Source organism: Pseudomonas sp. R84, from assembly GCF_009834515.1.
GTDB lineage: Bacteria > Pseudomonadota > Gammaproteobacteria > Pseudomonadales > Pseudomonadaceae > Aquipseudomonas.
The window spans coordinates 3,496,868-3,511,147 of sequence record NZ_CP019426.1 but is presented as its reverse complement, the minus strand read 5'-3'; the positions used below and the strand labels follow the sequence as shown (position 1 = coordinate 3,511,147).

14 protein-coding genes are annotated in these 14,280 nt (G+C 57.5%); 9 read left to right on the top strand and 5 right to left on the bottom strand.

What is annotated here, in order from left to right; all coding sequences use genetic code 11:
* The first annotated feature begins 252 nt into the window (after positions 1-252).
* A complete protein-coding gene (gene lpxO / locus PspR84_RS15495; protein ID WP_095118800.1) occupies positions 253-1,152 on the top strand; it encodes a lipid A hydroxylase LpxO in 900 nt (299 codons plus the stop codon).
* 163 nt (positions 1,153-1,315) lie between these two features.
* Here the strand turns inward: lpxO and PspR84_RS15490 are convergent, their stop codons facing one another.
* Positions 1,316-2,182 (bottom strand): Ku protein, encoded by an 867-nt coding sequence (locus PspR84_RS15490; RefSeq protein ID WP_160057965.1) that lies wholly within the window; start codon positions 2,180-2,182, stop codon positions 1,316-1,318.
* Positions 2,183-2,371: 189 nt separating this feature from the next.
* Here PspR84_RS15490 and PspR84_RS15485 point away from each other — a divergent pair, with 189 nt between their 5' ends.
* Complete coding sequence (locus PspR84_RS15485; RefSeq protein ID WP_160057964.1) at positions 2,372-2,692, top strand: hypothetical protein; 321 nt, start codon at positions 2,372-2,374, stop codon at positions 2,690-2,692.
* 52 nt (positions 2,693-2,744) lie between these two features.
* Positions 2,745-3,899, top strand: coding sequence for a PQQ-dependent sugar dehydrogenase (locus tag PspR84_RS15480; protein WP_160057963.1), 1,155 nt, complete (start codon positions 2,745-2,747; stop codon positions 3,897-3,899).
* A 114-nt stretch (positions 3,900-4,013) separates the two neighbouring features.
* Here the strand turns inward: PspR84_RS15480 and PspR84_RS15475 are convergent, their stop codons facing one another.
* The gene (locus tag PspR84_RS15475; RefSeq protein ID WP_160057962.1) at positions 4,014-5,114 is read right to left on the bottom strand and encodes a peptidase C39 family protein; all 1,101 of its coding nucleotides are present in this window, start codon (positions 5,112-5,114) and stop codon (positions 4,014-4,016) included.
* 92 nt (positions 5,115-5,206) lie between these two features.
* On the opposite strand from PspR84_RS15475, the gene PspR84_RS15470 reads away from it, so the two are divergent.
* The 4 genes from PspR84_RS15470 (at position 5,207) to nudC (ending at position 9,567) form a co-directional block, all read left to right on the top strand.
* Entirely contained in the window at positions 5,207-6,781 is a 1,575-nt protein-coding gene (locus PspR84_RS15470) for a RimK family protein (RefSeq protein ID WP_160057961.1), read from the top strand.
* 7 nt (positions 6,782-6,788) lie between these two features.
* Positions 6,789-7,712 carry a magnesium transporter CorA family protein gene (locus PspR84_RS15465; RefSeq protein WP_110718565.1) on the top strand — a complete coding sequence of 308 codons (924 nt, stop codon included), beginning with the start codon at positions 6,789-6,791 and terminating at the stop codon, positions 7,710-7,712.
* A 205-nt stretch (positions 7,713-7,917) separates the two neighbouring features.
* On the top strand, positions 7,918-8,730 hold the full coding sequence (locus PspR84_RS15460; protein ID WP_160057960.1) for a crotonase/enoyl-CoA hydratase family protein: 813 nt from the start codon (positions 7,918-7,920) through the stop codon (positions 8,728-8,730).
* 6 nt (positions 8,731-8,736) lie between these two features.
* On the top strand, positions 8,737-9,567 hold the full coding sequence (gene nudC, locus PspR84_RS15455) for an NAD(+) diphosphatase (RefSeq protein ID WP_160057959.1): 831 nt from the start codon (positions 8,737-8,739) through the stop codon (positions 9,565-9,567).
* On the opposite strand, the gene PspR84_RS15450 is transcribed toward nudC, so the two are convergent.
* Entirely contained in the window at positions 9,535-10,314 is a 780-nt protein-coding gene (locus PspR84_RS15450) for a TSUP family transporter (protein WP_077572779.1), read from the bottom strand. The two genes, nudC and PspR84_RS15450, sit on opposite strands and share 33 nt — an antisense overlap.
* A gap of 331 nt (positions 10,315-10,645) precedes the next feature.
* On the opposite strand from PspR84_RS15450, the gene sfnG reads away from it, so the two are divergent.
* Entirely contained in the window at positions 10,646-11,728 is a 1,083-nt protein-coding gene (gene sfnG, locus PspR84_RS15445; RefSeq protein WP_160057958.1) for a dimethylsulfone monooxygenase SfnG, read from the top strand.
* Positions 11,729-12,094: 366 nt separating this feature from the next.
* Entirely contained in the window at positions 12,095-13,090 is a 996-nt protein-coding gene (locus tag PspR84_RS15440) for an IS110 family transposase (protein ID WP_160057007.1), read from the top strand.
* A gap of 30 nt (positions 13,091-13,120) precedes the next feature.
* On the opposite strand, the gene PspR84_RS15435 is transcribed toward PspR84_RS15440, so the two are convergent.
* Together PspR84_RS15435 and PspR84_RS15430 are read right to left on the bottom strand one after the other, a co-directional pair.
* Positions 13,121-13,600 (bottom strand): nuclear transport factor 2 family protein, encoded by a 480-nt coding sequence (locus PspR84_RS15435; protein ID WP_038361256.1) that lies wholly within the window; start codon positions 13,598-13,600, stop codon positions 13,121-13,123.
* A 55-nt stretch (positions 13,601-13,655) separates the two neighbouring features.
* Positions 13,656-14,219, bottom strand: a complete 564-nt coding sequence (locus PspR84_RS15430; RefSeq protein ID WP_150792674.1) for a TetR family transcriptional regulator — start codon at positions 14,217-14,219, stop codon at positions 13,656-13,658.
* Positions 14,220-14,280 lie beyond the last annotated feature (61 nt).

Here is a 14,280-nt window from a genome sequence, read left to right as displayed (position 1 = left end):
TGTACTGGTCTGGCTCTTTAAACGATAGGGCGATCACGCCACGATCGCCGATTGGCATGATCGCGGGACAGTTTTTCACAGTTGAAGATTCACTATCGGTTACAAACTGTGGCTAAAATGCCACCTTTCACCGAGCGTCCGGTTACGGCGCGGGCCAAGGACGTGCCATTTGTATTCAGACCACTGCATAAGACGTTGAGCCTCAGGCCGCACGGCGCGCAGTTTGTTCACTTCTGACATGTGACGATTTCCGTGAAACTCATCATTGCTGCTATTTATGTCATTTCCATTGCATACGTTCATTTGCGTGGGCGAGTGCGCCACAAGCTTGGTCGACAACTGAGTGACCATTCGACGTTTCTCGCGCCGATCAACTGCTTCCTTTATCTGTTCTCGAAAAAGCCGAACAAACCATACCTGGATCCTAGCGAGTTTCCTGACTTGAGCCCGTTGCAGGCGCACTGGGAAGAAATCCGCGAAGAAGGGCAGAATTTGCTGCGTGCCGGCGAGATCAAGCGTTCCAACCAGTACGACGATGTCGGTTTCAACTCGTTCTTCAAAAGCGGCTGGAAGCGTTTTTATCTGAAGTGGTACGGCGAGAGCCATCCGTCGGCGATGAAGCTGTGTCCGCGCACCACCGAGTTGGTGCAGAGCATCGGTTCGATCAAGGCCGCGATGTTTGCCGAGCTGCCACCGGGTTCGAAGCTGGTGCGTCACCGCGACCCGTATGCCGGTTCCTATCGCTATCACCTGGGCCTGGACACGCCGAACGATGCCGGCTGTTATATCAACGTCGACGGTGAGAGCTACCACTGGCGTGACGGCGAAGCGGTGATGTTCGACGAGACCTTTATCCATTACGCCGAAAACACCACCGACAAGAACCGCATCATCCTGTTCTGCGACATTGAACGACCGATGAAGTACCGCTGGGCGGCGGCGTTCAACAGCTGGTTCAGCCGTACCGTCATGTCGGCGGCAGGAGCGCCGAATGATGCTGGTGATCGGACCGGTGGCATCAACCGCTTGTTTACCCGGATCTACAAGATTCGTCTGCGTGGTAAAGAGCTGAAAAAGCGTAACCGTAAGCGCTATTACATGGAAAAGTGGGCGATCTTCGGTGGTTTGCTGGCGATCTTCATTCTGATCTGATCAATGTGGTGAATTAACTTACGCCTTCGCGAGCAAGCTCGCTCCCACAATGGAATTGGGTGAATGCGCATTTAGCACTCGACTCAGAACCCTGTGGGAGCGAGCTTGCTCGCGAAGACTCTCTCAAATACAACCTGTCAGTTGCCTGACGATCCTTGGATTGTCATTCTCCGGAGGCCTTCTTGGTCCTCTTGGCTGGCGCTGCCTTGGTCGCGGCTTTCGCTTTCGGTTTAGCCGCCGCTTTCCCGCCCAGACTGCGTTTAAGCAGCTCGGTCAAGTCGATCACATCAGCAGTTTTGCGCTCTTCCTCGCCACCCACCGTTTCAACATCCTCGATTTTGCCTTCATGGGCCTTTTTCTCGACCAGGGCCATGATCTTGTCTTCGAACTCATCCTTGTAGTCTTCGGGTTTCCAGTCCGCGCTCATGTCCTGCACCAGCCGTTTGGCCATGTCCAGTTCACCCTTGGCCAACTGCGGCTTGGTCACTTCGCTGCCCAGTTCCAGCTCGTCGAGGCCACGTACCTCCTGCGGCCAACGCAGTTTCACCAGCACCAGCGCCGACTCCAGTGGCATCAACGCAGCCAGGTATTGGCGCGTATGCAGCACTACGCGGGCGAGGGCGACTTTATTGGTTTTGCTCAGGGTTTCGCGCAGTAGCGCGTAGACCTTGCCACCGCGTTTGTCGGGTGCCAGGTAGTAGGGCGTGTCGATGTTTTGCAGGGGAATCTGTTCGGCGTCGACAAAGGAAAAGATGTCGATGGTCTGCGTTGAAACAGGGTGCGCCGAGCGGATTTCCTCTTCGCTGAGCACCACATAGCGGCCTTTTTCATAAGCAACACCTTTGACGATATTCTCCTTGGTGACTTCCTTGCCGGTAACCTTGTTGACCCGTTTATAACCCACTGGGTCCATGCTGCGGCTGTCGAGCCAATCGAAATCCACACCCTGCGACGAGGTCGCCGAGACCAGTGCGACAGGGATGTGAACCAGTCCGAAACTGATCGCGCCTTTCCAGATTGCCCGAGCCATGGTGAGTTCTCCGAGTGATGATCGGATGACCTGCGGCTGTGACTGAAAGTTTCCCCGGAATGCGCGGGTTTCCAGGGACTCGGTCAAGCCGTGTTACATGTTGTTTAAGGCATGCGGGTTAACAAATCCGAACCCTGAGCGTAGCGTGGACTCGAAGGCTCTATCCTTGGCCCATCGAGAGGCAGCGTCATGAACCGAATTCTGCTTGGCATCGTCGTCCTGACCCTCAGTGGCGGTCTGGTTCATGCCGACGTCCTGTTGGCGCAAAGCCCTACCGGCAACAGCAACAACCCCTACAACAGCCCGATACGCCGGGCTAACCCCAACAGCATGCAGGGCACCCAGCCCAGCGCTCCACCCATTCGGGGGCCGAACACTGTGCCGACGCCACGTCAGCCTACGGTCGAGAACCGAGGCATCGGCAACGGCCAGCCGATCCGCTCGGTGCCGAGCTCGCCGCCCACATTTATCCCCAATCCACCTTCGCGCAGCGGAGGCAGCAACCGTTGAGCGGCAGGACTGAGCTTCTGTCGACCCTTCAAGCGAACAAAAGGAATCGTGCATGTTGCGTAAAACCCTTCTAGCCACACTGTGTGCCGGTGCGCTGCTCAGTGCACCGGCCTTTGCCGCCGCCCCCAAAGAGCTGCAAAGCGAACAGGGCACCCTCGAAGTCACGACCATCACCGCTGGCCTTGAGCATCCGTGGGCGCTGGCGTTTCTGCCGGATCGCCAAGGCATGCTGGTCACCGAACGTCCGGGCAATCTGCGCGTGGTCGCGGCCGACGGCAAACTATCGGCGCCGATTTCCGGTGTGCCGCAGGTCTGGGCCAAGGGGCAGGGCGGTTTGCTGGATGTCGCGTTGTCGCCGGATTTCAAACAGGATCGGCTGGTCTATCTGTCCTATGCCGAAGGGGGTGGGGTCGGCGACAAGGCGGGCACCGCCGTCGGGCGTGGGCGGCTCTCGGATGACTTGAAGACACTGAAGGATTTCAAAGTGATCTTCCGTCAGGAACCGAAGCTTTCGGTTGGCAACCATTTCGGCTCGCGGCTGGTGTTTGATCGCGACGGTTATTTGTTCATTACTCTGGGCGAAAACAACGACCGGCCGACCGCACAGGATCTCGACAAGCTGCAAGGCAAGGTTGCGCGTATCTACCCGGACGGCAAGGTGCCGGATGACAACCCCTTTGTCGGTCAGTCTGGCGTACGGCCGGAGATCTGGGCCTACGGCCTGCGTAACCCGCAGGGCGCGGCACTCAATCCTTGGACAGGCACGTTGTGGGAAAACGAACACGGCCCGCGCGGTGGCGATGAGGTCAACATCATCGAACGCGGCAAGAACTACGGCTGGCCGCTGGCGACCCACGGCATCAATTACTCGATGCAGCCGATCCCGGAAGCCCAGGGTAAAACGGCCGAAGGCACCGTTGCACCGCACCATGTCTGGGAGAAATCGCCGGGCGTCACCGGAATGGCGTTTTACGATGCCGATCGCTTTAAACCGTGGCAACACAACGCGTTTATCGGCGCGCTGGTGACTCAGGAACTGATTCGTATGCAGTTCGATGGCGACAAGGTTGTGCACGAGGAGCGCTTGCTGGGCGAACTCAAGCAGCGGATTCGCGATGTGCGACAAGGTCCGGATGGTTATTTGTATGTGCTGACGGATGAGGAGAAGGGTTCGTTGTACAAAGTCGGCCTGAAGTCCACACCTTGACGGGTATTCCCCTGTAGGAGCTGTCGAGTGCAACGAGGCTGCGATCTTTTGATCTTGATTCTCAGAATCAAGATCAAAAGATCGCAGCCTTTGGCAGCTCCTGCATGTGGACGCTTACGTTTCGCGGGAATACAGCACCACCGCCGCACGCAGTTTGCCCCGGCCAAACCGGCACATTTTCTCGAATTCGCCATGGCTGACCGGCACATGCTGGCAATCCATTGGCTGTCGATGCTGGCTATGGTCGACATCCGGGTCGTGCAGGTAAACGAAATCTTCGTCGCAGTCGGTCACGATTACCCAGTGCGGCGACTTGGATCGCGTCAGTCGATAGCTGCTGATCAACAACAGCGGCTGTCCACCGGCATCCAGCAGTCGCGGCAGGTCCAGAGACGCACCGATCAAACACTCAACATCGGTCTCCTGCAATTGCCCCGTGAACTCTTCGTGTACCAGGCGCATGACGTCTTTTTTATGCGCATCCCGCACACCGTCGAGAAACAATGGCCCGGCCAGGCTTAGTTGCAAACCCACCTTGTAGCCTCGACGCCACGCCGCCAACGCCAATCCCTGCGGGCTGCACCCGCCATGGCCGGAGGTCATGAACACCGTGGTCGCTTCCCGCCAGATCTGCAGTTCTTCTCCACGCTCCAGTAAACGTTCCGATTGCAGAGCACCCATGGCCATCAGCAGGCACGCCGGGCCACAGGTGAAATCAGTGGTTTGTCGGTAGTAGGGCACTTTGATGCTGCGCGAATCACGATGCTGGACGATGCGTTTCTCCAGGCGCAGCGCATCGGCGTGGTCTTCGTAGTAATCGTGAATCAGCGCAAAACGCCGGTAGCCACTACGTTCGTACAGCGCGATGGCCGCAGGATTGTCGGTGCGTACCTCCAGACGCAGGTACGCACAGTCGTGCTCCAGCGCCATCGCTTCAATGCGTTGCAGCAGTTGCTTGCTCAGGCCCGTGCCTCGCGCCTCAACCGCGATCGCGATGGAATACAGCCGCGCGAGCGAAGTACCGCGATGAAACAACACCAACGCATAACCCAGCAGTTGGCCGTCGCACTCGGCCACCAGCAACTGCCCGTGAGCACGAGTGATCATCCATTGAAAACTGCGACTGGTGAGCCGGTCCGTGGTGAAACATTGCTTTTCCAGTGCCAGCAGCGCCGGCAAGTCTTCAACTATCGCCAAACGAAAAACAGCCTTCATATGACCACCGTAAAAGTTGCGTAACGAAACGAGACTTTCGAAAAACTTCGTGCTTAATAGAAAAGGTCTTGTTCTCCAACGGATCAATCTCTATGTCAGCGGTACAGGGTCATTGGCGCGAAGTATCCGAGCAAAGTTTGCCGGCGGCAACTTATTTAAGTTCGGCGGTTAAGGCATCCAGTCAAGTGTTGATAATTGTCGAGCGCAAGGAAGACTGGGCCTCCTATTTTCCCAGTGAAGACATCCTGACGGCGCAGGAATATCTCGAGCACAGCTGCGACAGCGAGCCGGGCAAGCGCGTGCAGGTGATCAATCTGTGCCGCAGCTACAAGTACCTTGGCCATGGCTATTACTGCTCGCTGCTGGCCGAAGCCCGCGGGCATAAGGTGATTCCTTCGGTGCGTACCATTAGCGAGCTGACGAAAAAATCACTTTACGGCCTGGCGCTGGACGATCTCGATAAAACCCTGGAGAAAGCCCTCAGTCATCATCTCTACAGTGATACCGAAGGCTTTACTCTGACCCTGTATTTTGGCCGAACACATATCGAGCCATTACAGGATCTGGCCCGGCAGTTGTTTGAAGTATTTCCCTGTCCGATCCTGTTAGTTGAGTTTCGCCGAACTAACGGCTGGCACATCGAAGGTATAAAGTCCGGCGCCTTGCACAAGTTGCGCGATGATCAGGAAGATCAGTTCGCCAATGCGCTGGACGGTTTCAGTCGCAAAGTCTGGCGAGTGCCGCGCTCGCCGCAAGTGGCGCGCTACGACTTGGCGATACTGCACGATCCGCAGGAGGCGTTACCGCCATCCAACGCCAAGGCACTGGCGAATTTTGTCCGGGTCGGCAAGGGCATGGGTATCGATGTTGAACTGATTGAACGAAAGGATTATGCGCGCCTGGCCGAGTACGACGGCTTGCTGATCCGCGAGACCACCAGCGTCGACAACCACACTTATCGCTTCGCCAAGAAGGCCGAGAGCGAAGGTCTGGTGGTAATGGACGACCCGACATCGATTCTGCGCTGCACCAACAAGGTCTACCTGACCGATCTGCTCAACAGTCATCAACTGGGCATGCCCGCCACCGAAATTCTCTACAAGGAGCGACCCGAAGACTTCGAGCGCGTGGGCGAGCGCCTCGGCTTTCCGCTGGTATTGAAAATCCCCGACGGTTGTTTTTCCCGTGGCGTGATCAAGGTCGAAAGCCAGCAGGCTTTGCTCGTAGCCACCGCCGAACTGTTCGAACACTCGGTGTTGCTGCTGGCTCAGGAGTTTTTCTACACCGAATACGACTGGCGCATCGGCGTACTCAACCGCAAACCGATCTTCGCCTGCCAATACTTCATGTCCAAGGGCCACTGGCAAATCTATAACCACAAGGCCAAAGGTCAGGATGTCAACGGCGAATGCCGGACCATGGCGATCCACGAGGCGCCGCGTGCGGTGGTGGAGTTAGCGGTGAAGACCGCCAATCTGATCGGCGACGGCCTCTACGGTGTCGATCTGAAGCAGGCCGGCGACAAGGTGGTGGTAATCGAAGTCAACGACAACCCCAACCTCGACGCCGGTATTGAAGACGCTTATTTGCACGACGATCTGTATTCACTGGTGCTGGAAGAATTCGTGCGTCGTCTGGAACTCAAGCGTCGCGGTCAGGCCTGGTGAGGCGCCGATGATCAACAGCTTCGCACTGAGCCACGGCGCCTTGCAGCGGGTCGAGCGACTGGACGCCGAGGTCATGCTGTTCAGCAACCCGGATGCCGCCGAGCGCGACTTGCTGCACAGTCATTTCAAGGTCGACGAGCATGCACTGGCGTCAGCGCTGGACCCGGACGAGGTGTCACGCATCGAGTTCCATCCGGACCATCTGTTCCTGATCTGGAAGCGCCCGGAAAACTATTCCGGCGGTGGCAGTCTGGCGTTTGAAGTGTCGTCGTGCGGATTGCTGTTCGCCCCGGGACAACTACTGGTGATCGCCACCGACGACACGCCGCTGCACGGCCTCGGCACCCGCCAGCCGCTGAATACGCCGCTGGATGTCTTGCTCGACCTGCTGTTCAACAACATCCACCACTACCTCGGGCACCTGAAGGTGATCAAACTGGTCGCCCGCGAGCTGCAGCAGAAATTCAATGCATCGATGCAGAACCAGCACTTGGTGCAGATGTTCAACCTCAGCGAAAGCCTGATCTATTACATCAACGCGCTGCACAGCAACGGCGCGGTCCTTACACGCTTGCGTAATCATGCCGAGAAGCAGCATTTCGGCAGTGAGGCGATCGGCCTGATCGACGACCTGATCATCGAAAACAACCAGTGCTATAAGCAGGCGGAAATCTACTCCACAGTATTTTCCGGGCTGATCGATGCGCGTGGCAATCTGATGAACAACAGCATGAACAACCTCCTGCGCAAGCTGACGTTGATCAACGTGGTGTTTCTGCCGTTGAACCTGATTGCCAGTATTGGCGGGATGTCGGAGTTCAGCATGATGACGGCGGGGACGCCGTGGTGGGTTTCCTATCCGCTGTTTCTGGCGGCGATGTTGTTGGGGGCGGGGGGGATGTTGTTTGGGCTGCGGCGTTTGGCCAGATGATTTGTAGTGCCTGATCGGACGCTTTCGCGAGCAGGCTCGCTCCCACATTTTGAAATGCATTCCCCCCTGTGGGAGCGAGCCTGCTCGCGAAGAGGTCAGTACAGGCAAAGTAAAACTCAGGACAGTCCCGCATTTGGCCGAACCGCCACTGTGATGCCTTGTTATAGTTCGGGCCTCATTTTCAGCCCGGTAAAGGATCACTGCCATGACTCAATACTCCGCCTTCAGCGTCGAACTGGCCGACAACATCGCCCATGTGCAGATCAATCGCCCGGAAAAGATCAATTCGATGAACGCGGCGTTCTGGAGCGAGATCGTCGAGATCTTCCAGTGGATCGACGACACCGACGAAGTGCGCGTGGTTGTGCTCAGTGGCAACGGTAAGCACTTTTCCTCGGGCATCGACCTGATGATGCTCGCCGGCGTGGCCAATGAATTGGGCAAGGACGTTGGCCGCAATGCGCGCCTGCTGCGGCGCAAGATCCTCACCCTGCAAGCCTCGTTCAACGCCGTCGACAACTGCCGCAAACCGGTCATCGCGGCCATTCAAGGTTATTGCCTGGGTGGCGCCATCGATCTGATCGCCGCGTGCGATATGCGCTACGCCGCTGAAGACGCGCAATTCTCGATCAAGGAAATCGATATCGGCATGGCCGCCGATGTTGGCACTTTGCAACGGTTGCCACGGATCATCGGTGACGGCATGCTGCGTGAACTGGCTTACACCGGTCGCACTTTCGGCGCTGATGAGGCGCGCAGCATTGGCCTGGTCAACCGCGTCTACAGCGACAAGGACGCGCTGCTCGAAGGCGTGTTGGACATCGCTCGCGAGATCGCTTCGAAATCGCCGATCGCGGTTACCGGCACCAAGGAAATGATCAGCTACATGCGCGACCATCGCATCGACGACGGTCTCGAATACGTTGCCACCTGGAACGCCGCCATGTTGCAATCCACTGACTTGCGCGTGGCCATGGCCGCCCATATGAGCAAACAGAAACCCGAATTTCTGGACTGAGAAACCATGACATCTCGCTGGACCACTGCAGTACTGGACACCGATCAACCCGGCGGCTGGGCCGTGGCGCGCAGCCCGGAAGGCTTTTTGTTCGATGACAACGGCGCGCTGTTCCCTCGGGAATGGCTCAAGCGTCAGGACCTGTCAGTTCTCGCCGAGCACGGCATTGGCCATCTCGATGGCGAGCCGGTGTACCTGTTGGAGTTGCGCAGTGCCGGTGAGGTGCCGGGTTGCAACTGGAAAGGCCTGCGGGCGTTCATGCTCGATGGCGAGCACACGATCTACAAAGTGCTCGGTTACGCCGCGCAGATCGGCACTTGGGCTCGCGAACACCGCTTCTGCGGCAACTGCGGGCAGGCGATGACGCAGGTGCCGCGCGAGCGGGCGATGTATTGCCAGCCGTGCGACCTGCGCAGTTATCCGCGGATTTCACCGAGCATGATCGTGCTGATCACTCGGGGCGACGAGATTCTGTTGGCGCGCTCGCCGCGATTCGTCACCGGGGTCTACAGCACGCTGGCCGGATTCGCCGAGCCGGGTGAGTCGGCCGAGGATTGCCTGATTCGGGAAGTGCGTGAAGAAGTGCAGATCGAGGTGAAGAACATTCAGTATCTGGGCAGCCAGTGCTGGCCGTTCCCGCACTCGATGATGCTCGGCTTCCATGCCGAATACGCCGGTGGCGAGATTGTCTGTCAGGAAGACGAGATCGAAGACGCCCAGTGGTTCAACGTGCACGATCTGCCGCCGTTGCCGGCGTCCAAGTCGATTGCCCGTTACTTGATCGATGTCTACGTGGCGCGGCGCTTAGGCCACGCTGAACCAGTGCTGCCAGGCTAGGCGCACGGTCAAACCCAGTACCACGGTGATGAACACCGGGCGAATGAATTTGGCGCCACCGCTGATCGCGGTGCGCGCGCCAAAGAACGCGCCGACCATCACCGACAGGCCCATGCTCAGGCCGATGATCCAGTCCACCTGCCCGGAAAACACGAACACCGACAGCGCCGCAATGTTGCTGACGAAGTTCATGCTGCGCGCCACACCGCTGGCCTTGACCAAGTCGATCGGGTAGAGCAGCAGGCTGCTCACCGTCCAGAATGCGCCCGTGCCGGGACCGGCCACGCCGTCATAGAAACCGAGGCTGAAGCCTTGGGTCGATTGCCATTTCTTCTTGATCGGAGCGTCGCTGTCCAGCGGCGCTTTTGGCGTACCGCCGAACAACAGGTACAGACCGCAAGCGAAGACGATTACCGGAAGCATCTTGTTCAGCCATTCTGCTGGCAGGTAATGAGCGACGACAGCGCCAGTCAGTGCGCCGATCAAAGTGCCGACAATCGCATGCGTCCACTGCCTTGGGTGGAACAGCTTGCGGCGGTAGAAGGTGAAACTGGCGGTGGCCGAACCGAAGGTCGAACTCAACTTGTTGGTGCCCAACACCAGATGCGGTGGCAGGCCAGCGGTCAACAGCGCAGGGGTGGTCAACAGACCGCCACCGCCGGCGATGGCGTCGATGAAACCGGCAATGAAAGCGACAAGGGCCAGAATGGCCAGGGTGGTGAGGTCAACGCTGAGTTCGAAAGGCATGGAATCGGCTTATTCGGCAGGGCGCAGATTTGGCTGCGGGGAGGGCGGTCATGTTACCTGTATCCAACTGTTGCGGCGACCCGTCTGACGCCTTCGCGAGCAGGCTCGCTCCCACATTTTGAAATGCATTCCACCCTGTGGGAGCCTGCTCGCGAAGGCGGCTTTCCAGCCACTGCAAAATCTACTGTTGCCCACTCAACATCCAGCCAACAAATCTCTCCTCTACAAAACATCTATTCAACGCCGAACACCAATAAAACCAGGCATTTCAACCCTGGCACGCTTGCTGCTCTACCACTCCCATCTCCGCAAATGTCCCGAGGACACGCCAATGAGTCAGCAAGCCGTGAAATTTGCCTACTGGGTGCCGAACGTCAGCGGTGGGCTGGTGGTCAGCAAGATTGAACAACGCACCGACTGGGGCATCGACTACAACCGCAAACTGGCGCAGATCGCTGAAGCGGCCGGGTTCGAATACGCGCTGACGCAGATCCGCTTCACCGCCGGTTATGGTGCGGAGTTCCAGCACGAGTCCGTCGCATTCAGCCACGCCTTGCTCGCGGCCACCAGCAAACTCAAAGTGATCGCGGCGATCCTGCCCGGTCCTTGGCAACCAGCGCTGGCGGCCAAACAACTGGCGACGATCGATCAACTCACCAACGGCCGCATCGCGGTGAACATCGTCAGTGGCTGGTTCAAGGGCGAATTCCAGGCCATCGGCGAGCATTGGCTGGAGCACGACGAGCGTTATCGTCGTTCCGAAGAGTTCATCCGCTCACTGCGAGGCGTGTGGAGTGAGGACAACTTCACCTTTCGCGGCGACTTCTACCGCTTCGACAATTACAGTCTGAAACCGAAGCCGCTGGGCCGTCCGGAGATCTTTCAGGGCGGCAGTTCCCGTGCGGCGCGAGACATGGCGGCGCGGGTTTCGGACTGGTATTTCACCAATGGCAACAGCGTCGAGGGGATCAAGGCGCAGGTTGACGATATTCGTCAGAAAGCGGCGACGAATAATCATTCGGTGAAAGTTGGCGTCAACGCTTTTGTCATCGCCCGTGATACCGAAGAAGAGGCGCGGGCGGTACTTGCGCAGATCATCGATCAGGCGGATCCGGAAGCGGTAAACGCCTTTGGCGATGCGGCGAAACAAGCGGGCCGGGCATCGCCGGAGGGTGAGGGCAACTGGGCGAAATCGACGTTCGAGGATCTGGTGCAGTACAACGATGGCTTCAAGACCAATCTGATTGGTACGCCGCTGCAGATTGCCGAGCGGATTGTCGCGTTGAAGGCGGTGGGGGTGGATCTGGTGCTGGCTGGGTTTCTGCACTTTCAGGAAGAGGTGGAATATTTCGGGCGGCGGGTGTTGCCGCTGGTGCGCGAACTGGAGGCCGAGAAGACCGCCGCTGTCGCCTGAACCCCACAAATCCCCTGTAGGAGCTGCCGAAGGCTGCGATCTTTTGATTTTGTTTTTTAGGATCAAGATCAAAAGATCGCAGCCTTCGGCAGCTCCTTGTATGTTGCCCTCACACCAGTCAATTGAGATCTAAGCTCGCTGGTGCGGACATACGAAGATGTGTTTCTGGGGGAGACCGATCGCTCCTAAAGGCAGGACTTGCTCCTGACCTTGTCTGTAGAGAGGTCCCCCCGCCTCATTGCCCACCACGAAGAGTATCGAGAAGCCGACAAGTCGGACTTCGCATTACAAGGTTGCAGTGGCATGAAGTTCGAGGTCAGGGGAACCAGGATGCATTTCTAACCCAGTTCACTCGGAGTTGAAAGCATGAGCATGCATGTCGGTTTGGATGTGGGGTCTCGCACGACCGCCATGGGCTGGCGCAACGACGGCCGTTTTGCAGGGGCCTGCAACATCGACCAAACACCCGCCGGGCGCAAAGCAGCGGTCAACAGGTTGCTCGAGCTCAAGCCTTTATCCGTAGTGATGGAGGCCACCGGCATCTATTACCTGGATTTGGCCATGGAGCTCACCGCGGCGGGTTTGCCCGTTTCGGTTATCAACCCGAAGAGCTTTCATAACTTTGCCAAGCTGATGCTGAAAAACAGCAAAACCGATGCGATCGATGCCCAGTTGCTAGCCGAATACGGCGAACGCATGAGCCCAAAATTGTGGACGCCGCCCACGACCATACAGTTGGAACTGCGGGCTATCGGAAGGCATATCAATCGTTTGACGTGTCATCGCACCCGAGCCAAGAACGAGCTGCATGCGCTGAAAGCTACTCAAACAACCGTGAAAATGCTGATTGAAGACGAAGAAGAAGCCATTGAAGCTTTTGACAAGCGAATCGAGCGTTTCAGGCTCGCAGGTCGGGCGCTGATCGACAACTGCCCGACGCTAAGCGCCCAGTTTGGGCACATGATCGCAGCGCCGGGCATGGGCGAAATTTCAGTATTTGCGGCACTGGCTGAATTGACGACCTTGCCAGTGACACTTAAGTCCGCGCAGGTCAGCCGACATGCAGGACTCGATGTGCGGCTTACGCAATCAGGTACCAGCATCGATAAACCTGGGCGGATAAGTAAGGGCGGAAACACCTACCTACGTTCAGCGATGTACATGCCAGCGCTGACTGCCATACGTTGCGACAGCAACGTGAAAGCCTTTTACGAAGCGTTGATCGGGCGAGGGAAGAGAAAGATGCAGGCTATCGTCGCCGTCATGCGCAAATACCTGACCGGCTTGTGGGCCTGCATGCGAGCCGGCGAAGATTTCAATACGGCCAAGCTTTTTTGCGCAAAAGATCTCGCAAAAGCTTGACCGTGAACAGAGTATCTACAGGGTCGATTGTTACAGACCGAGGTCGGACAGGCTTGGATGATCATCCGGGCGCCGGCCCAGTGGCCAGTGGAACTTGCGTTCGCTCTCTTTGATCGGCATGTCGTTGATGCACGCATAGCGCTGGAACATCAGGCCTTGCTCGTCGAATTCCCAGTTTTCATTGCCGTAAGAGCGGAACCAGTTACCCGAATCATCGTGCCATTCATAGGCGTAGCGCACGGCGATGCGGGTATCCGAGTAGGCCCAGAGCTCCTTGATCAAGCGGTAGTCCAGTTCTTTCGCCCATTTACGGGTGAGGAAGGCCTTGGCTTCTTCGCGATTGTTGGCGAACTCGGCGCGGTTACGCCACTTGGTGTCGAGGGTGTAGGCCAGCGATACCCGTTCCGGGTCGCGGGAGTTCCAGCCATCCTCGGCCAAACGAACTTTTTCGATCGCCGATTCACGGTTGAAGGGCGGCAATGGCGGACGTACCTGGGCTGCAGTAGACATGTTCAGTCTCCCGATCTAATTAATAATTGAACAACAAGTCCGGCTTATTAAGGCGTTACAGGTCCAATAACTTTCGCGCCATGCATTGCGCATTATCGGCGGCACTGTGATCACCCATCACAAGCGCTACGGTAATGGCACCGTCAATCAGGATCAGCAGCTGTCTGGCCAGCAGTTGCGGATCTTCGGCGCCATGTTCGGTACACAGCTCGCACACGTAGTCGAGCAGCTTCTGTTTGTGTTCTTTGGCGACCAGGCGCACCGGGTCCTGTGGATCGCCGGTTTCGCCGCTGGTGTTGATGAATGCGCAGCCACGAAAGCCTTCGGAGGCGAACCAGCTCTTGAGCACGGTGAACAGGTTGAGCAGGCGATCGGCCGGGGTTTCGGCCTGATCGACGGCGCTCCTGTACCAATGCATCCAGCGCACGTCACGGCGTTGCAGGGCGGCGACGGTCAGCGCGTCCTTGTCGGCAAAGTAACGGTAGATACTTTTTCTGGAGACGCCGGCGGTTTTCACCAGAAGATCCATGCTGGTGGCAGCGATGCCACTTTTGTAGATCAGCTTTTCGGTGACATCCAGAATGATGTCTCGTGTGTCGTTGCTAGTGATTTCGTTCATGTGGCGAACAGTAGAACGATTGTTCTCCTTTGGCAATGGTTTTTTAGGATCAAAAGATCGC